Origin of the sequence: Actinoplanes sp. NPDC026623, assembly GCF_040638275.1 — a bacterium.
Taxonomy (GTDB): Bacteria; Actinomycetota; Actinomycetes; order Mycobacteriales; family Micromonosporaceae; genus Actinoplanes.
The window spans coordinates 1-19031 of the sequence record NZ_JBEZXZ010000172.1 but is presented as its reverse complement, the minus strand read 5'-3'; the positions used below and the strand labels follow the sequence as shown (position 1 = coordinate 19031).

The following is a 19031-nucleotide window of genomic DNA, read 5'->3' as shown; positions in this document are numbered from 1 at the left end:
ACGAACTGCTGGTGGTTCGTTTCTACGCTGTTCGTGGGCACCCCCGGCCCCACCCGTCCACCGCAAGCAAAATGCCACCCACGACGCCCAGCCAAGCCCGATCCACCTGCTCTACGATCGCCGGGTGCGGAAACGGCTGCGTTGGACACTGGGCGGCATCGTGGTGCTGCTGCTGCTCGCGGCCGGCGGGCTCGTCGTGGCCTATCCGGCGGTCGCGGCGACGACCTGCCCGCGCTGCTTCGGATTGACGCGCGTCGGCGACAACCTCTACGGCGAACGGGGCCTCACCGCCGCCCAGCGCGATCAGCTCACCACCATCGCGGCCGAGGCGCGCCGGCGGGTCGAGGCGTTCTACGGCGGCCGCGAGTCCGATCCGCGCCTCGTCGCCTGCTTCACCGACGGCTGCTACTCCCGGATCGGGGGCGGCGGGGAGAAGGGCATCGCCGTTCTCGACCGTGCCGTCATGCTGTCGCCCCACGGGCTCGACGCCGTGATCGCCTCGCACGAGGTGGCCCACGTCGAGCTGCACCGGCGGCTCGACGGCGAGGTGCCGCAGTGGTTCGACGAGGGGCTCGCCGTTGTCGTCTCCGACGACCCGCGCTACCTGGGCGAGCACTGCCGTGTCCCGTTCGACGGTCCGCTGCCGCAGACGCTGCCCGCCTGGCTCGCCGCGGCGGGCGCCGACCCGCAGGTGTATTCGAGGGCCGCGTGCCGGGTCCAGCGCTGGCTGGACGCCAACGGCGGACGAGGCGCCGTCCCGGCCCTCATCGACCGGCTCAACGACGGGGCGGACTTCCCGGCGATGCGTTGAGCCGCAAATGAATCGACGGGACGCCGGGCGGTCCGCCATCATCGGCCGATGACGGAACGGTTTGCGGAAGTGCGTGCGGCGTTCGACGAGAATCTGGCGAGCGGCGAGGACGTCGGCGCCTCGTTCTGCGTGACCGTCGACGGCGAGACGGTCGTCGACCTCTGGGGCGGATTCGCCGACGAGGGCCGCAGCAGAGTCTGGCGCGAGGACACCATCGTCGGGGTCTACTCCACCACCAAGACGATGACCGCGCTGACCGCCCTGCTGGTCGCGGACCGCGGCGAGCTCGACTTCGGCGCGCCGGTGGCGCGCTACTGGCCGGAGTTCGCCGCGGGCGGCAAGGAGGCCGTCACGGTCGCCCAGCTGATGAGCCACTCGGCCGGGCTGTCCGGCTGGCGCGCGCCGATGACGAGATACGACCTGTACGACTGGGAGAAGGCGACCGCGCTGCTGGCCGCCCAGGAGCCGTACTGGGCGCCGGGGACGAGGTCGGGCTACCACGGTATGACACAGGGATACCTGGTCGGCGAGGTGGTGCGGCGGATCACCGGGCGGTCGCTGGGCACCGTGTTCCGCGAGGAGATCGCCGGGCCGCTGGGCGCGGACTTCCACATCGGCCTGTCCGCGGGAGACGACGCCCGGGTCGCCGACCTGATCGCGCCCCCGGGCCCGCCGCCGGCAAGTGCCGGGGGCGACACCGAACTGCAGGCGAACATGGCCGCCAACCCCGAGCTGGATGTCGACATCACCCGCACCCGGGCCTGGCGCGGCGCGGAGATCCCCGCGGTCGGCGGCATCGGCAACGCGCGCGCCATCGCCGAGATCCACGCGATCCTGGCGAACGGCGGCACGGCCGGGGGACGGCGCTTCATGTCCGAGGCCGGGTGCCGGCGGGCGCTGGAACCACAGGTCGAGGGCGTCGACCTGATCCTGGGTGTGCCGATCCGGTTCGGGCTGGGATTCGCGCTGGACCGGGGGCTCATGCCGCACCCGAACACGCTGTACTGGGGCGGCTACGGCGGCTCGCTGGCCATCATCGACCTGGACGCGCGGACCACCATCGCCTACGCCATGAACAGGATGACCGGCACGACGACCGGGGACCTCCGCGCCTTCGGCCTCGCCATGGCGTTCTGGGAGGCGTCGTCGGCCTGATGGCCCGGCGGCCGGCCCGCGGATGAAGCGGCCCGGCGAGACCAACACCGGGCACGGCGGTCGCGGCCTCCTTCAAGGACCCGGCGGGCACGCGATCGAGCTGCTGACCCGGCCCTGCCTCCAGGGCGGTCAGCAGCGGCCGACCAGGTCGCCGACCTCGGTCCGGGACGAGACGCCCAGCTTCCGCAGGATGTTCGAGACGTGCACGGCCGCGGTCTTCGGTGAGATGTAGAGGCGCCGGGCCAGCTCGGTGTTGGTCAGCCCGTCGCTGATCAGCACCGCCACCTCCCGCTCGCGGGGCGTCAGCGCGGCCGGGCCGGTGACGCCCGGTGGCGCGCCGGCCGGGGCCAGGCCCAGCTGGGCGCGGACCTGGGCGAGCTGGGCCACCCGCCAGCCGCCCCACCCGGCCAGCAGGGGTGCGGCCGCCTCGAGCTGGGCGGCCGCCGCCTCGCGCCGGTCGCCCGCGAGCAGGCAGCGGGCGGCGCCGACGCGCACGGTGCCGCGGGTCGCCGGGCCCAGGATGTGTGCCTCGACGATGGACAGGTAGCCGGCCAGCGCCTCGGCGTGGTGGCCGCGCGCCTCCGCGAGCTGGGCGTCGACAAGCGTCCGGTAGGCGTCCCACACCTCGGCGTCGAGCAGCGCGGCGGCCATCTGGTCGAGCCGGTGCGGGGGCAGGCCGATCTCCAGCGCGGCGGAGATCAGATCGTGTGCCTGTTCGCCGCTGCGCCACGGCTGCCCGGCCAGGGCCGCGATGAGCTCGTCCAGGCTCGCCTCGGCGCGCGGCAGGTCCGAGCGGCGGCAGGCGACGTGGAAGGCGAGGCCGGGAATCGTCGTCGGCGGGTTGTTGGGCAGCGCCGCCAGGTCCGCGATGAGCCGCTCGGCCCGGTCCAGCGAGCCCGCCTCCAGGTAGAGCCCGGTGAGGAAGACGCCGTGGTAGTCGGCCCAGCGGCCCCGGCGCCGGTAGTTGCGGTCCTGCTCGTGCCCCTCCTCCAGCGCCGCGATCGCCGCGCGCAGGTCGCCGGCCCGCAACGCCAGCCGGGCCCGGCCCTGAAAGTAGGTGGCCACCGCGAGCGACTCGAAGCCGGCCCGTTCGGCGTCGACCCGCATCCGTTCCAGGGTCTCGGCGTGCTCGGCCGGCGAGGTGGGCGGCTCGCCGTGCACCAGGACGTTGAGGGCGCGGGCGGCCAGCACCCACTCCCCCGCCTTCTCGGCCTCGTCGACGAGGCCGGACAGGATCTCCCGGCCGTCGGCGGCGGTGTGCGGGCGCTCGGTCAGCGCCGAGCCCTTCTCCACCAGCGCGGCCAGCCGGATGGCCGGCAGGTCGAACTCGCCCGCCAGCGCCAGCGCCCGGTCGGACCAGAGCAGCGCCGCGTCGAGGTCGTCGCGCAGGTACGCGGACTGCGCGATGGCGGTCATCGCCCGCGCCTGGCCGGCGCCCGGCGGAAGCTGCGCGATGAGGGTTTCGATGGCGTGCGTCAGGGCGCACATCTCATTGGTCTCGCGGGACTCCCAGGCGAGGCGGACCAGGAGATACAGCGACTCGGCGCGGTCGGTCGTGGTGTCGGCGAGGTCCCGCCAGCGCCGGCCGTAGCGCAGCGCGTCGTCGAGCAGGCCGGCCAGCCACGCCGCGCGGGCCGCGGCGGCGAGCAGGCCGGTGTCGTCGGGCACCTCGTCGAGGCCCATCTCTGCCAGTTGCAGGGCCTGGTAGGCCGAGCCGATGGCGAGGTAGAGCGCGGTGCCGCGGCGCGCCGCGGCGATCATGTCCTCGTACCGGCCGGCGCCGCGGGCGTGGTGGGCCACCATGGCCGGGTCGGAGGAGCCGCCGCCCAGCAGCGCCTCCAGCGCCGCCTCGTGCAGCCGGCGACGCTGCCGGCCGAGCATCTGGTCGGCGATCGCCTCGCGCACCAGCGCGTGCCGGAACGCGAACTCGTCCTCGCCGGACTCGACCAGGACACCCCGCGTGACCAGGTCGCGCAGCACGACGATGAGCTCGTCCTCGCCCGCGCCGGCGACGTCGGCGAGCAGGTCGAACGGGATGCGGTGGCCGAGCACGGTGGCCGCCTCGACGACGCGGTGGCTGACCGGGTCGAGATCGTCGACCTGGCGGCGCAGCAGCTCGGCGAGGCTCCACGGCAGCGGCTGCTCGACCAGCGCCCCCACGTCGTATCCCGGCAGGGCGCGCAGCAGCTCCTCCAGGAAGAACGGGTTGCCGCCGGTGCGGTGGTGCAGCGCCGTCGCGGCGCGCAGCGGCGCCGGCGCGCCGGTGACCGCCGCCATCAGCGCCGCGGTCTGCGCGGGGGCGAGGCGGTCCAGGCGTACGTGTGTGACGGCGTGCCGGCGTTCCATCCTGGCCAGCAGGCCGGCCACCGGCTGCCGGCGGGTCACCTCGTCCGGCCGGTACGTCCCGATGAGCAGGCGCGGCCCGCGCTGGTCGGCGATCCGCTCGAACAGCGTCGCGCTCTCCGAGTCGGCCCAGTGCAGATCCTCGAAGACGATGACCGCGGGCGCGTCGCCGATCAGGTCGGCCAGGACGGCGAGGCCGATGTGCAGCCGCTCGACCGGGCTGCGCCGCGGGTCCGCGAGCGCCGCCAGCTGCTCCTCGTCGGCCTCCGGCCGGCCGCCGATGGCGTCAAGGAGCACCTCGTAGGGCCGGGACAGCGAGCCGGGTTCCGCCTGGCCGACCAACGTCACGGTCTCCGCCGGCAGGGTCGCCAGCAGCTCGTGCACCAGCCGGGTCTTTCCGATGCCCGGCTCGCCCCCGATGATCGCGACCGCCGGCTCACGCGCCGAGGCGAGCCGCGCCAGCCGGCGCAGCTCGCCCTCGCGCCCGATCATCATCGGGCTGGCACCACCCCGGCCGGCTCGCACGACGCCAGGGTACCGGGGAGCCTCTCGCGGGCGGGCGAAGCCTTACCGGCCCGGCGGGCCACGCGTGCCTTGCGGGCCAGATTGAGCAGGCGCCGCTGGTCGGCCTCGGCGATCAGCTCGCGGTGGCGGGCGTTCGCCAGCACACTCAACACGTCCGGGTGCATCATCATGGCTTGTCTCCTCGTCAACCGGTGATGGGTCAATCCTCGGTCGGCGGTGGAGCCACCACATCGGAAGCACCTACCTATCTTCGCTGGTCAGCGGGGTTTAGCCGGGGCCTGAGGCGGCCTAGGCATACCTAGACGGCTTCGCCGCCGCCACCCGAGCCCGCCGCCGGGGCGCACAGCGACGCGACCGTGGCCCTCCGGCTCACCGCGACTCAATCGAGAATTCTTCGGGAATTGTTTCCGGTCACGAGTGTCCGGGGCCACGGTTCTGGCCGTGGCGGCTGTTGAGTATCGTATCCAGTCATCGGGAGCCAGTCCTCGACAACGACGTCGGAGATCACGACAATGGATGCGGAAAACTTTCTGGTCGGCGTTCTGTCCAGTCTGGTCGCCACCCTGATAGTCGCCTTTTACCTTCGATATGTTCCGCGCGGACGGCGGATGCCGTTCCGGCTGATCATGCGTGATCTTGACCGCTTGGTGAAGAGGATGAAGGCGGACTCGACATTCCACCCCGAGGCCGTGGTGGCGATCAGTCGTAGCGGCGCGATCGTGGGTGGCGTATTGGCCGGCCTTCTCGACGGGTTGACCATCCAGGCGCCACTGGTCTTTGCGATCGAGTTGAAACGCGGCATCGATGGCGTCCGGACGACCGTGATCACCAGCGGTCCGTCGAACCTGTCCGAATTCAAGCGAATCGTTCTGGTGACGTGCACCAATGACACCGGCGAGGCTTTGCGCGCGGCCTCGGAATGGATAGCACGAAACGCACCGTCGGTCGAGGTCAGGACCGCCGCACTGTACTCCCGCCGTAACGCGGTCGTGCATCCCGACTTCGTCGGCCGGGACACCGGGAAAAAGGGTCGCTACGACACGGCCAAGCTCCTCGTCGGCATGCCGTGGATGAACGAGAACTGGACCCACGATCTGCCCAGGGAGCGTAACGGCGGCGACGCCCAGCACACTTAGGACGTCGGCGGGAATTGCCTGGTCACCTCCCGCTCCAGCAACCGGGCGAGGCTGGGCCCGGCGGCGATGCACACGGGCGTGCCGGACCCGAGGCGAACGGTCCGCACGCACCCCTCGGCGCGTTCCACCAGAAGATGCCCGGCAGCGGTGTCCCATCGCGGTATGTCCACCGAGACGTAGGCGTCGAGCCGGCCGGTGGCGACCTCGAGAAGTGCGCAGGCCGCCGAGCCCACCCGGCGCTCCGCCGCCACCGTCGGCAGCAGCGCCTCGAGCAGGAGCATGGCCTCCCGGTAGCGGCCCGGTTCGTGTGGTCGGCTCAGGGAGATCGTCGCACTCGACAACGAGTCCCGGTCGTTGGCCCCGGGTGCCAGGTTTCCCTGCAGACTCCCCTCCGGGGCGGTCGCCAGCCAGCGCCGATCCGCCGGGCGATAAACGGCCGAGGCGATCGTGCGGTCCTGCCGGCAGGCGGCGACGCTGACCGCGTAGGCCGGCTTGTCGGCGATGAAGTTGGCGGTGCCGTCGAGCGGATCCACATACCATTCCACGTCGCTCGAGCCGTCGTGGAGACCCGATTCCTCGGCGATGATCCGGTCGTCCGGTCGAGCCCGGCGGATGACCGCGACGACGGCCTCCTCGGCGGCGAAATCGGCGGCCGTCACGAAATCCTCCACGCCGCCCTTGTCCGAGACGCCGAGCCGGACGGTATCCAAGGGTGCCCCGCCGCGCAGCTTGCGTATTGCCTCCGCTCCGGCAATCGCGGCGTCGACCGCTATTGCGTGGAAATCGGCGGGCGCATTCGACCGAGGGAGAGACATCCACAGAGGATAGCGCACAGGTGAGAATTCGGGCGTTTCCGAGGACACGGCGCCGGCGAAACCGTGTTTGAGGCGCGCCTCTGCAATATGGATTCCGGCAGGTTCCGGCGGCACAGCAGGAACTGTGCGTCAATGGCCGCCGCGTCGGTATCGGAGGCCGGAACAGCAGTGCGGCGGCGACGCCGCGGACGACATGATCGACGTCGCGGGATGGGCCGATCAACGGGGGCAGGTGCCGAAGTGTGCGCCGCCGTCACGGCGTAGCAGTTTCGTGGCGAGAACCTCGACGCTTACGCCGCGGCCCAGGCTCAGGCCGGCCTGGTTGCTGAACTCGAAGTGCTGCCCGCCGTACACCCGGGAGCGGCCCGCCTCGGCCGCGGCCGCCGCGAAGCCCGGGTAGCTGCGGGCCGCACCGCCCGGCGCCGAGTCGGTGGCATGGGTGAACGGGATCGCGTCGTCGCAGAAGAAGCCCGCCAGCATCGCGGCTCCCGCGCCGCTGTACGAGCTGTGGCCGGAGACGTACTCGGGCGTGCCGCCGACGCTGCCGGCGCGGGCCGTCCAGGCGGGGTCGGGCGCGGTGACCGGGTTGCCGTCGTTGTCCGCCTCACGGATCGCGGTGGTCGGCCGCCAGTGCCGGTACGTGTACTTGGTGGCCACCGTCACCACCGTGGTGTCGGCCAGCGCCATGGTGAGCAGCGCGGTGAGCCGGACCTGCTCGGCAAGGGGAAGCCGCCGGTCGTGCGCCACGGACAGCGCGATCCGCAGCCACTCTCCCGGCGGCTGGCTCGAGCCGGCCGGCAGCGACCAGAACTGGTACGTGTCGAGCAGGTCGGGCGCCGGCAGCGCGGCGTTGCCGAGCACCGCCACCTCGGCGAAGGCGGCCGCGTACGGCACGCTGCCGAGTGCGGGCGGCGGCCCGGGCAGGAACCGCACGGGGTCCGTGACCGCGAACGGCCGGACGTTGCGGTACTGCGCGCCGGACCAGGCGGCGCGGAAAACGCCCGGCCCGGCACCGGCGGGCTGACTCTCGACCGGGGTGGAGCCGTCGCCGGCACGGTTGGCGACCACCGACTCACCGACCCGCCGGCCCCAGCCCGCCCCGCTCGCCGCCGCGCCCGCGTCGGGCAGGCGGGCCAGGTCGGCGGCGAGGCGCGCGTCGTAGCCGGCCGCGCGCGCCGGGTCCAGCGCCACCAGCCCGGCGGCGGCCGCCGCCACGGTGGCCGCCTGCTCGTCGGCGCCGCGCGGGCCTGGCCCGGGAACCAGCGCCGGCGTCCGGCCGTGCCTGCCCGCGAGGCCGTTGACCGCGTCGTACATCGCCACGTTCACCATGGCGTACAGGCGAGCGGCGTCGGCGTCCGTGGACCGGTTGGCACGCACCGCGGTCAGGGCCAGTTCGTTCCAGCCTCGTACGCTGTCGAGATCCACCCGCGCGGACCGCGCCGACGCGGGCGGGGCGGCACCGACGACGACCAGGCCGGCCAGTGCGATGGCGAGCATCCGCTTCCTCATGACCTTCGCCTCCTCCGCGGAACCCCAGTCCGCACTCTGCCCCTCGCCGGGTTCAACCCCGTCGCTGTGTAGCCAATGCGACTGCGCCGGCCGGCGCGGCTCACCCGGCACCTCCCGTCAGGCGGACAGCAGCAGCGGGACGGTCGCCAGGTAGGCCAGGCCGAGCAGGACACCGTGCCGCCGGGTCAGGCTGCGGCCGCCGAAGATCAGCGCCCCGGCCAGCAGCGCTCCCAGCACCATGACCGCGACCAGGGCGGGGCCGCCGCGAGCCGCAGTGCCGCCGTCCGCGAAGCCGATCACCGCGCCGCCGGCCAGGCTGTTGAACAGGTTGCTTCCGAACAGGTTCCCGATCACCAGGTCCGACTCGCCCCGCCGCTGCGCCTGCACCGTCGTGACGAGTTCGGGCAGCGAGGTGCCGATCGCCACCAGCGTGAAGCCGATGACGACCGGTGACACCCCGAGCGCGGCCGCGACCGAGGAGGCGGAGACGACCAGCAGTTGGGCGCCCAGCAGCACGCCGGCCAGGCCGAGCAGCGCGCGGACCGGCTCGGCCCACCACCGTCCGGGCGCTGGCCGATCGCCGCCGGGGCCGCCCGCCTCCACGGTCAGCCCCTGATCCGGCCGGCCGGATCGTGCCCACCGGATCAGCAGCCACAGCGCCGCGGCGCAGGCCACGGCGAGCACGACGGCGCTGCGGGCGTCGAGGCCCGCGAGGACCAGCAGGGCGAACAGCAGTACGCCGGCCACGGCGAGCGGGACCTCCCGCCGGATCACCGACGCGGCGACCGGGACCGGGGCGATAACCGCCGCGACACCGAGGAGAAGGCTCAGGTTCAGGATGTTGGAGCCGACGATGTTGCCCACCGCCAGCCCCGTCTCGCCGCGAGCCGCGGCGAGCCCGGACACCAGGAACTCCGGCGTCGAGGTGCCGAGCCCGATCACGACGACGCCGACCACCACCGGGCTGATCCTCAGCCGGCCGGCCAGCCGCGACGATCCGACGACCAGGTGATCCGCGGCCCAGGTCAGCAGGGCGAGACCGGCCCCGGCGAGCAGGATGTCGACGACCATGATGCGCTCCCCTGCCGACGGCGAAATACGACGCCGACCAGGCTTCCCGGCACACCGCGATCACCATATCGGTCAGACGCAAGGCCGATCGGCCACTGCCGCCGGGCCGGCCCGGTACGCCGCGCGCCGGTTGTCGCATGCGAGGCGCACAATGCAGGCGTGGCGAGTCAAACAGTTGTCGGCAGGGTCGGCACCGTGATCCACAGCATTCGCGGCGGAGAGCGCCCCGGAGAGGTGCGATTGGTAGTGGAGGGCATCGCGCACTATTACCTGGCGTACGCCGCGGCGGCCCTGCCGGTCGGCACGGAGGTACTCGTCATCAACAACCGTGGCACGCGCCAGATCGACGTCGAGCCATGGCCCACTGTGCCGCAGGGCGATGGTGCCGGCGGCGGCGAAGAAGGGCTGTAAACGTGTTCGGTTATCGGGTGCCCGCCCCCAACGAGGCGCTTCTGATCAGCGGTCGGAAGCAGCGTGGGACGGACGCGTTGCCGTTCAAGATCGTCACAGGGCACGGCGTCTACGTCATGCCGGTGTTCTCCAAGGCCACCCGGCTGACGCTGGCCATGCAGGAGGCCGAGGTGATCGAGGACTGTTACACCAAGCAGGGCCTGACCCTCGCGGTGCAGGCCGTCATCGCGTTCAAGGTCGGCGACGACCACGAGTCGATCGCCGCCGCCGCCCGCCGCTTCCAGGGCGACCAGAGCCAGATGTCCACACTGGTCGGCCGGATCTTCAGCGGTCACCTGCGCAGCATCATCGGCAGCATGACCGTCGAGTCGATCATCCGCGAGCAGCAGACGCTCGCGGACGCGATCGTCGACGCCAGCAAGACCGAGATGGCCCGGATCGGGCTGGCCGTCGACTCGCTGCAGATCAGCAGCATCGACGACAAGGGCGTCGGCTACATCCGGGCGCTGGCGGCGCCGCACCAGGCCCGGGTCAACCAGGAGGCCAACGTCGCACAGGCGGTGGCCGACCAGGCCAGTGCGATGGCCCAGCAGGAGAGCCAGCGCCACCAGGCCGAGTACGCCAGGCAGACGGCGATCGCCCGGGCGCAGTACCAGGCCGAGATCGATCAGGCCCAGCAGACCGCCGCGCAGGCGGGGCCGCTCGCCGCCGCCCGCGCCCAGCAGGACGTGCTGGTCGAGCGGTCGGTCGTGGCGCAGAAGAACGCCGAGCTGCGCCAGGCCGAGCTGATCGCCGAGGTGGTCCGCCCGGCCGAGGCGGAGGCGGAGCGGATCCGGGCGCTGGCCCGGGCCCAGGCGGACGCCACCAAGATGTCCGCCGAGGCGGCCGCCGCGCAGGACCGGATCGCCCTGGACCAGATGGTCATCCAGCAGCTGCCCGAGATGCTGCGGGCCGCGGCGCAGGGCCTGCAGGGCGCCAACGTCACCGTGCTCGACGGCGCCGAGGGGCTCAACAGTGTGGTCGCCTCGCTGGCCGCGCAGGGCGTGGCGATGCTCGACACGATCCGCACCGGCCTGCGGACGACCGTGCCCGGCACCGAGGCGCCCGGCACCGACGTGAGCGCGCTCAACGGCAGCGCGAGTCCGGTGCGGCCCTCCGCCTGATCGCCGCCCGGGGTCGGTTCGTGGCCATGGGGAGCGTGCCGCTCCCCATGGCCCGGGTGACCGGACGGCGGCCGGCTCAGGCGGAGTCGCGGACGACCAGGTCCGTCGGCAGGATGACCGCCGCGTGTTCGGCGCCGTCGATGTGGGCCAGCAGCAGCCGGACCATCTCCGCGCTCTGCCGGGCCCACGGCTGCCGGATCGTGGTCAGCAGCGGGGTGGTCGTGGTGGCGATCCGGTTGTCGTCGAAGCCGCCGACGGCGACGTCGTCCGGCACCCGCCGGCCGGCGCGCTGCAGCGCCGTGATCGCCCCCGCCGCCATCAGGTCGGAGCAGACGAAGACGGCGTCCAGGTCCGGCGCCTGGCTCAGCAGCCGGGTCATCGCCGCCTCGCCGGACGCCTGCGTGTAGTCCCCGGTGGCGACCAGGTAGGGGTCGCCGGCGCCGGCGATCTCCCGGTAGCCGGCCAGCCGGTCGACGCCGCCCGGCGTGTCCAGCGGGCCGGTGATGATGGCGATCCGGCGCCGCCCGGTCGAGCGCAGGTATTCAGTCATCTGCCGGGCACCGTCGCGGTCGTCGGAGGCCACGTAGGTGACGTCGCGCTCCTGGCCCAGCGGGCGGCCACAGACGACGAACGGCAGCCCGCGCTCCTTGAGCTCGGCGATCAGCGGGCTGCCGAGATGGTTGGAGACCAGCAGCGCGCCGTCGACGTGCCCGGCGGTGACCCAGCGGCCGATCCGCTGCCGGTCCTCGGCGGTGGCGGCCACCGTCAGCAGCAGCGTGATGTCGTGCTCGGCCAGCACCTGGGTGCAGCCGCGCAGCAGGTTGTTGAAGTTCGGATCCTCGAAGAGCTTGTCCTGCGGCTCGGAGAGGATGAAGGCGACCGAGCCGGAGCGCTGGGTGACCAGGCTGCGGGCGTGCTGGTTGACCACGTAGCCGGTCTTGCTGATCGCCCGCTCGACGGCCGCGAGCGCCTGCCGGCTCACGTTGTGGCCGCCGTTGAGCACCCGGGAGACCGTGCCGCGGGAGACGCCGGCCATCGCGGCGACGTCGTCCATGGTCGGGCGGGAGCGGAGGCGGCTGGGCTCGGTCACGGTGCCATTGTCCTGCCCAGCCGCGACCCAGCGCAGTCGGGTGCACCCATCAGCCCTTCACCGCCCCGGACACCAGGTCGAGGCGCCAGTACCGCTGCAGGAGCAGGAACAGCGCGATCAGCGGCAGGATCGACACCAGCACCCCGGTGACCACGACGCTGTACAGCGCCGGCACCGTCTGGCCCTGGTTGAGCAGGGTGAACAGGCCGACGGTGACCGGGAACCGGCCGTCGGAGGAGATCATCACGAAGGGCAGCAGGAAGTTGTTCCAGATCGCCACGAACTGGAACAGGAACACCGTGACCAGACCGGGCAGCATCATCGGCAGGGCGACCTGGCCGAAGATGCGGAACTCGCCGGCGCCGTCGGTGCGGGCGGCCTCGATCACCGTGTCCGGCACCGCCGCGGCCGCGTAGATCCGGGCCAGATAGATCCCGTACGGGCTGATGATGCTCGGCAGCAGCACCGACCAGTAGGTGTCGGTGAGCCCGACCTTGGCGAGCAGCAGGTACTGAGGGATCGCCAGGGTCACGCCGGGCACCAGCACGCCGGCGAGCAGGACGTTGAAGATGGTGCTGCGCCCGGGGAACCGGAACTTGGCGAGGGTGTAGCCGGAGAGCCCGGAGACCAGCGCCGAAAGCATGCCGCCGACGCCGGCGTACAGCAGGCTGTTGGCGAGCCACCGCCAGTAGATGCCGTCGCCGCCGCTCGACAGCTCGGCCAGGTTGTCGAGCAGGTCGCCGCCGGGCGCGAACGTGAACGTGGTGAACAGCGACGAGCCGCTCTTGGTGGACGCCGCGAGCACCCAGGCCACCGGGAGCAGGCAGTAGATCGCCCCGAGGAACAGGACCGCGGTGGGCAGCCAGGCGGTCCGGCCGGGCACCCGGCGGCGCGGCGCCCCGGGGTCGAGGTCCGGCGCCGCGGAGACGGAGGAGGCCAGCGTCGTCATCGGTTCTCACTCCCGAACGCCTGCCGCTGCACCAGGCGCAGGAAGCCGAAGGAGATCACCAGGGTGACCCCGGCGATCACCACCGAGGTGGCGGCGGCCGAGTAGATGTCGTTCTGCGCGAACGCGTCGCTGTAGATCTTCATGAGCGGGGTCCAGGTGGACGAGATGGAGTTGGTCAGCGAGCGCACGGTCAGCGGTTCGGTGAACACCTGCAGCGTGGCGATCAGCGAGAAGACGGTCGTCATGATCAGCGACGGCAGCAGCAGCGGGATCTTGATCCGGACGGCCAGCTGGAGCTCGGTGCAGCCGTCCAGCCGGGCCGACTCGTACACCTCGCCCGGTATGGCGCGCAGCGAGGTGAACAGCACGATCATGTTGAAGCCGACGCCACCCCAGACCGCGATGTTGACGATCGCGAAGATCACCGAGTTGCCGGTCAGCGGGTCGGGCGCGGGCAGGCCCAGCCACTCGGCGACGCTCGCGAAGGGACTCACCGCCGGCAGGTAGAGGAAACCCCAGAGCATGCTGGCGATGACGCCCGGTACCGCGTACGGGAGGAAGATCGCGAGGCGGGAGAAGCGCGCGAGCGCGACCCGCGGGCGGTCCAGGAGCAGCGCGAAGAGCAGCGCGAGTCCCAGCATGATCGGCAGCAGGATCGCGCCGTACGCGAGAACCCGGCCGGCGCTGCTCCAGAGCTCGGGGTCGGACAGGGCGTCTCGGTAGTTCTCCAGCCCGGCAAAGATCTCCTTGCGGGAGTTGCGGCCCAGGCCGAGGCCGCTGACCTTGACCTTGCGCAGGCTCAGATAGATCGCGTACCCGATGGGCAGCACCACGAAGAGCGTGAAGAGCACGATGGCCGGAGCGAGGAAGAGGTACGGCACCCGGCGGGATGCCGCACCTCGCCGCGACCGGCCGGTGTCGGCCGATGACATTGCGGGTCCTCTCAGCTGGTGACCGTGAAGCCGTTCTTCTGCATGTCGGCCACCGTGGCCGACTGCATGCTGTCGACGGCGCCGGAGAACGGCGTCTTCTTGGTGATCGCCTTGCCGAAGGCGTCCTTGTAGGTGTCGTAGGCGACGTTGACGTTCGGGCCCCAGGTGAAGCCGACCGCGGTGTCCGCGATCGCCTTGGCCTCGGTGTAGAAGTCCTTCTGCTGGGCGAAGAAGGCCGGCGGCGCCTGCAGCAGCGGGCTGGCCTGCGCGTCGCGGGCGGCCGGGTAGATGGCGCTCTGTTTGATGAGCAGGTCGGTGGCGGCCGGGTCGGTGTTCATCCAGGTCGCGAACTTCACCGCGGCGGCCTTGTTCTTGCTGGCGGCGGTGACGCCGGTGGACGAGCCGCCCCAGCTTCCGGTCTTGTTCTCGCCGGCGGCCCACTGCGGCATCGGCGCCATCGCCCACTTGCCCTTGGTCGCGGGCGCGTTGCCCTCGAGCACGCCGGGCGCCCAGATCGCGCTCGGCCAGGCGATGAGCGTGCCGTCGTTGAGCGCCTTGTTCCAGGCGGGGGTGTACATCGGCTTGCCGTCGATCGCGCCCTCGGCGACCAGCCCGCCCCAGTAGTCGGCGACCTTCCTGGTCGCGGCGTCGTTGACGCTGACCTTCCAGGACTCGCCGTTGATGCCCCACCAGGCGGCGCCGGCCTGCTGCGCCAGGCCGGTGAACCAGCCCGGGTCGTTGGCCGAGAAGGTGGTCAGGAACTTCTTCGGGTCCTTCTGCCTTACCGTACGGGCGGTCTGCGCGAACTCGTCCCAGGTCTTCGGCACGGTGAGGCCGAACTTGTCGAAGAGGTCGGCGCGGTAGTACAGCATCATCGGGCCGGAGTCCTGGGGGATCGCGTACACCGACTCGGTGCCGAGGGTGACCTGCTGCCAGACGCCCTCGGCGAACTTCGCCTTGGCGGGCGCGGCGTCCTTGGCGATGTCGGCGAGCACGTCGTTGCTGACCAGGGTCGGCAGCGCCTGGTACTCGACCTGGGCGAGGTCCGGCGGGTTGCCGGCCTTGGCCGAGGTCAGCAACTTCGTGACGATGTCGCCGCCGCCGGCCTGCTTGCTGAGCGTGACGTGGATGTCGGGGTTCGCCGCGTTCCAGGCGTCGACGGTCTTGTCGATGTTCGGCGCCCATGACCAGAAGGAAAGCTCGACCTTGCCGCCGGGCTGCGCGGGCTGGTCCTCGTCAGGAGTATCGCTGCTGGTGCAGGCGGCGCTCAGGCCGGCGGCCAGCACCACCGCGAGCAGCGTCGCGCCGAACTTGGCTCTCATCGTCATGCCTCTCTTTTTCTATGGCTGTGAGCGCTCACAGCCTGGTCGCCCATGTACGGGGTGTCAAGAGTTCCTTGACTCGCACACTGAGCAGGTAAAGGGTGTGCAATCATGCCGGTACGAAGTTGGGAGCGCTCACAGTTTGGAGCCGTACATGCCGCTCATCCCGCGGATGGACCGGATCGCCTACGGCGGGGACTACAACCCTGAGCAGTGGCCCGAGGCCCTCTGGACCGAGGACGTCTCGCTGATGCGCGAGGCCGGCGTCAACCTCGTCAGCCTCGGGATCTTCGCCTGGGCGCTGCTCGAGCCCGCACCCGGCGAGTACGAGTTCGGCTGGCTGGACCGCAGCCTCGACCTGCTGCACGACGGCGGGATCTCGGTCGACCTCGCGACACCGACCGCCGCACCGCCGCCGTGGTTCCTGCGCCGGCACCCGGAGGCCGCGCCGGTCACCCGCGAGGGCCTGCGGCTCGGCGGCAGCGCGCGGCAGTCGTTCTGCCCCAGCTCACCGGCGTACGCGGCGGCGTCGGCCGGGATCACCGAGCAGCTGGCCCGGCGCTACGCCGACCACCCGGCCCTGGTGCTCTGGCACTCACACAACGAGTACGGCGGCGCCAACGCGTACTGCTACTGCGAGACCTCGGCCGCGGCGTTCCGCAACTGGCTCCGGGACCACTACGGCGACCTGGGCAAGCTCAACGACGCGTGGGGCACCGCGTTCTGGAGCCAGCGCTACGGCGACTGGGACGAGATCGAGCCGCCGATCATCGCGCCGACGACCGTCAACCCCGCCCAGGAGCTGGACTTCTTCCGCTTCTCCTCGGACGCGCACCTGGCCGGCTTCCGCCGCGAGCGCGACATCCTGCACCGCCTCTGCCCCGGCGTGCCGGTGACCACCAACTTCATGCTGGCCAACTGCAAGAACATCGACTACTGGAAGTGGAGCCGCGAGGTCGACGTCGTCTCCAACGACCACTACCTGCAGGCCGAGCGGCCGGACAACCACATCGAGCTGGCCATGTGTGCCGACCTGAGCCGCTCGGTGGCGCACGGCCGGCCGTGGCTGCTCATGGAGCACTCCACCGGCGGGGTCAACTGGCAGCCCCGCAACCTCGCCAAGGCCCCGGGCGAGATGCGCCGCAACAGCCTCCAGCACCTGGCCCGCGGCGCCGACGGCATCCTGTTCTTCCAGTGGCGCGCCTCGCGGTACGGCGCGGAGAAGTTCCACTCGGCGATGCTGCCGCACGGCGGCACCGCGAGCCGGACCTGGCGCGACGTGGTGTCGCTCGGCGAATCGCTCGGCGCCCTGGGCGAGCTTCGCGACAGCCGGGTCGCCGCCGACGTGGCGCTGCTGTGGGACTGGGAGTCCTGGTGGGCGCTCGAGCTGCCGTGGCGCCCGGCGGCGCTGGCGTTCCGGGACCGGCAGGAGGCGTTCTACGAGTCGCTGTGGCGCGCGCACCGGACCGTCGACTTCGCGCACCCCGAGGCGGACCTGGGCGCCTACCCGCTGGTGGTCGCGCCGAGCAGTTACCTGTTGAGCCCGGCCGCGGCCGACAACCTGCGGCGCTACGTCGCCGGGGGCGGGACGCTGCTGGTCTCGTACTTCTCCGGGATCGTCGACACGCACGACGCGGTGCACGCCGGCGGGCACCCCGGCGCGCTCGGCGACCTGCTCGGCCTCGCCGTCGAGGAGTTCGCGCCGTTGCGGGCCGCCGAGAGCGTACGGCTGGACGACGGCCGGGTCGCGGACACCTGGACCGAACGTCTGGAGCTGCGGGGCGCGACGGCCGTCGCGTCCTACGCGGACGGACCGGCCGCCGGCCTGCCCGCGATCACCCGGCACGGCCGGGCCTTCTACGTCTCCACCCGGCTGGACCCCGCGGGGACCGCGGCGCTGCTGGCCACGGTCGCCGAGGCGGCCGGGCTGCCGGCCGCCCCGGAGCTGCCCGAGCAGCTCGAGATGGTCCGGCGCCGCACCGGCACCACCGAATACGTCATCGCCATCAACCACGGGGAGACCGGCGCCGTCCTGCCCGGACACGGCGTCGAACTGCTGACCGGCGAGCGGGTGGCCGACGGCCTCGAAGTGCCCGCCGGAGAGGTCCGGGTCCTGAGAGAGAACCCCCGATAGGAGCGAGCATGCTTCGCACACCCCCCGTCCTCGCCGCCGCGGCCGCGGTGGCCTTCCTCTTCGTGACACCGCCCGCGCACGCCGCCGCCGCCGGCGCCGTGCGCAACCCCGGATTCGAGGCGGGCGCCGCCCAGGCTCCCGCCGGCTGGTCCGAGAGCGGCTCGCGCGCCGCGAGCTTCACCGAGGCCGGCGGTTACACCGGCGCCTACCAGCTCACCCACCACTCGGACGCCGCGTACCGGGTGGAGACCAGCCAGCGGGTCACCGGCCTGCACCGGGGCAGCTACACGCTCAGCCTGCGGGTGCGCTCCGACGGCAATCAGAGCGACGCGTACGTGTCGTTGCGCGACTGCGGCCCGGCCGAGCAACGGGCCGCGATCCCCCGCACCGGCGCCGAGTGGGTGCGGCTCGCGGTGACGGCCCGGGTGACCGGCGGGCGCTGCACGATCGTGCTGCACTCGCAGGCGGCGGCCGGGCAGTGGACCAACTTCGACGACGTCGCGCTCGCGCCGTCCACCACGCGGCCCGGCACCCCCCTCGAGATCACCGGCGCCGACGTGTCGCACGTGACCAAGAACGAGGACCACGGCGCGGTGTACCGCAGCGCGTCCGGCCGGCGCGCGGACCCGTTCCAGCTGCTGGCGGCGAACAACGTCGGCTACATCCGGCTGAAGGTGTGGGTCGACCCGGCCGACGGCTACAACAACCCCGCGGACGTCCTCGAAAAGGCCCGCCGGGCCCACGCCGCCGGACAGCGGCTGCTCATCGACTTCCACTACTCGGACGCCTGGGCCGACCCCGGCAAGCAGAACAAGCCGGCCGCGTGGGCGGCACTGAGCTTCGACGACCTGTCGAAGGCGGTCTACGACCACACCTACGCGGTGCTGCGCGACCTGCGCGCGCAGGGCACCCCGGCGGCGATGGCCCAGATCGGCAACGAGATCAACGGTGGCCTGCTCTGGCCGGACGGCCGCTGGGACAACTGGGACGGGCTCGCCGCCCTGCTCACCTCGGGCAGCAACGCGGTGCACGCGGCGTCGCCGGGCACCAAGGTGGTGCTGCACCTCGCCGAGGGCGGCAACCTCGGCGGGCACCAGTGGTGGTTCGACCAGGCGACTTCGCGCGGGGTGCCGTTCGACGTGATCGCGGTGTCGCACTACGTCTACTGGCACGGGTCGCTCGGCGCGCTGCAGGCCAACCTGATGAACCTGTCCACCCGGTACGGAAAGCCGGTCATGGTCGCGGAGACCGCGTACGGCTTCACGACCGCGGAGAACGACCACGAGACGAACATCTTCAACGCCTCGCTGGCGCAGGCGGGCGGCTACCCGGCGACGCCGCGCGGCCAGGCGGACGCGCTGCGGGACCTGCTGACGGTGGTCGCGGGGGTGCCGGGCGCGCTGGGCGCCTTCTACTGGGAGCCGACGTGGACCGCGGCCGAGGGCGCCGGCTGGGACCCGGCCGATCCGTCGTCGGGTGACGGCTGGGAGAACCAGGCGCTGTTCGACTACCGCGGCCGCGCCCTGCCCGGCCTGGCCGTCTTCCGGCGCTTCTAGACGACCGCGGGGCGGCGCCTCCCCCCGGGGAGGCGCCCCCCCCCCGGGGCAGGTCCACCGATCGATAATGACGGGGGGCGGGTCCCGAGCGCCCATGCCGGTCTCGACC

16 protein-coding genes are annotated in these 19031 nt (G+C 72.3%); 7 read left to right on the top strand and 9 right to left on the bottom strand.

The annotated features are described in order from the left end of the window. The first annotated feature begins 124 nt into the window (after nt 1-124). Together AB0F10_RS34655 and AB0F10_RS34650 are read left to right on the top strand one after the other, a co-directional pair. Nucleotides 125-811: a hypothetical protein gene (locus AB0F10_RS34655; protein WP_360635009.1), complete on the top strand. Its 687-nt coding sequence runs from the start codon at nt 125-127 to the stop codon at nt 809-811. A gap of 48 nt (nt 812-859) precedes the next feature. Further along, on the top strand, nt 860-1966 hold the full coding sequence (locus AB0F10_RS34650) for a serine hydrolase domain-containing protein (RefSeq protein WP_360635006.1): 1107 nt from the start codon (nt 860-862) through the stop codon (nt 1964-1966). A 129-nt stretch (nt 1967-2095) separates the two neighbouring features. Here the strand turns inward: AB0F10_RS34650 and AB0F10_RS34645 are convergent, their stop codons facing one another. Both AB0F10_RS34645 and AB0F10_RS34640 read right to left on the bottom strand, forming a co-directional pair. Further along, nucleotides 2096-4834: an AAA family ATPase gene (locus tag AB0F10_RS34645; protein ID WP_360635003.1), complete on the bottom strand. Its 2739-nt coding sequence runs from the start codon at nt 4832-4834 to the stop codon at nt 2096-2098. Next, on the bottom strand, nt 4801-5004 hold the full coding sequence (locus tag AB0F10_RS34640; RefSeq protein WP_360635000.1) for a hypothetical protein: 204 nt from the start codon (nt 5002-5004) through the stop codon (nt 4801-4803). Before AB0F10_RS34640 ends, AB0F10_RS34645 begins: the two co-directional genes overlap by 34 nt. Before the next feature lie 342 nt (nt 5005-5346). Here AB0F10_RS34640 and AB0F10_RS34635 point away from each other — a divergent pair, with 342 nt between their 5' ends. Further along, complete coding sequence (locus AB0F10_RS34635; RefSeq protein WP_360634997.1) at nt 5347-5970, top strand: phosphoribosyltransferase family protein; 624 nt, start codon at nt 5347-5349, stop codon at nt 5968-5970. Here AB0F10_RS34635 and AB0F10_RS34630 read toward each other — a convergent pair. From AB0F10_RS34630 to AB0F10_RS34620, 3 genes are all read right to left on the bottom strand, one after another. After that, on the bottom strand, nt 5967-6785 hold the full coding sequence (locus tag AB0F10_RS34630) for an inositol monophosphatase (protein ID WP_360634994.1): 819 nt from the start codon (nt 6783-6785) through the stop codon (nt 5967-5969). The two genes, AB0F10_RS34635 and AB0F10_RS34630, sit on opposite strands and share 4 nt — an antisense overlap. A 219-nt stretch (nt 6786-7004) precedes the next feature. Continuing rightward, nucleotides 7005-8294, bottom strand: a complete 1290-nt coding sequence (locus tag AB0F10_RS34625; protein ID WP_360634991.1) for a vanadium-dependent haloperoxidase — start codon at nt 8292-8294, stop codon at nt 7005-7007. Between the two features lie 117 nt (nt 8295-8411). Further along, nucleotides 8412-9365 (bottom strand): calcium/sodium antiporter, encoded by a 954-nt coding sequence (locus AB0F10_RS34620; protein ID WP_360634988.1) that lies wholly within the window; start codon nt 9363-9365, stop codon nt 8412-8414. A gap of 195 nt (nt 9366-9560) precedes the next feature. Here AB0F10_RS34620 and AB0F10_RS34615 point away from each other — a divergent pair, with 195 nt between their 5' ends. After that, nucleotides 9561-9776, top strand: a complete 216-nt coding sequence (locus tag AB0F10_RS34615; RefSeq protein ID WP_360634985.1) for a hypothetical protein — start codon at nt 9561-9563, stop codon at nt 9774-9776. A gap of 2 nt (nt 9777-9778) precedes the next feature. Then, a complete protein-coding gene (locus AB0F10_RS34610) occupies nt 9779-10939 on the top strand; it encodes an SPFH domain-containing protein (RefSeq protein ID WP_360634982.1) in 1161 nt (386 codons plus the stop codon). Between the two features lie 76 nt (nt 10940-11015). Here AB0F10_RS34610 and AB0F10_RS34605 read toward each other — a convergent pair whose 3' ends face one another. The 4 genes from AB0F10_RS34605 to AB0F10_RS34590 are packed head-to-tail and all read right to left on the bottom strand — an operon-like array spanning nt 11016 to nt 15238. Further along, a complete protein-coding gene (locus AB0F10_RS34605; protein WP_360634979.1) occupies nt 11016-12029 on the bottom strand; it encodes a LacI family DNA-binding transcriptional regulator in 1014 nt (337 codons plus the stop codon). A gap of 49 nt (nt 12030-12078) precedes the next feature. After that, entirely contained in the window at nt 12079-12978 is a 900-nt protein-coding gene (locus AB0F10_RS34600; protein ID WP_360634976.1) for a carbohydrate ABC transporter permease, read from the bottom strand. Next, nucleotides 12975-13910 carry a sugar ABC transporter permease gene (locus AB0F10_RS34595; RefSeq protein WP_360634973.1) on the bottom strand — a complete coding sequence of 312 codons (936 nt, stop codon included), beginning with the start codon at nt 13908-13910 and terminating at the stop codon, nt 12975-12977. The genes AB0F10_RS34600 and AB0F10_RS34595 overlap by 4 nt, the downstream gene beginning before the upstream one ends. An 11-nt stretch (nt 13911-13921) precedes the next feature. Continuing rightward, the gene (locus tag AB0F10_RS34590; RefSeq protein WP_360634970.1) at nt 13922-15238 is read right to left on the bottom strand and encodes an extracellular solute-binding protein; all 1317 of its coding nucleotides are present in this window, start codon (nt 15236-15238) and stop codon (nt 13922-13924) included. Between the two features lie 148 nt (nt 15239-15386). On the opposite strand from AB0F10_RS34590, the gene AB0F10_RS34585 reads away from it, so the two are divergent. Together AB0F10_RS34585 and AB0F10_RS34580 are read left to right on the top strand one after the other, a co-directional pair. Further along, entirely contained in the window at nt 15387-17366 is a 1980-nt protein-coding gene (locus tag AB0F10_RS34585; protein WP_360634967.1) for a beta-galactosidase, read from the top strand. A gap of 8 nt (nt 17367-17374) precedes the next feature. Further along, entirely contained in the window at nt 17375-18922 is a 1548-nt protein-coding gene (locus AB0F10_RS34580; protein WP_360634964.1) for an arabinogalactan endo-1,4-beta-galactosidase, read from the top strand. Nucleotides 18923-19031: the final 109 nt, after the last annotated feature.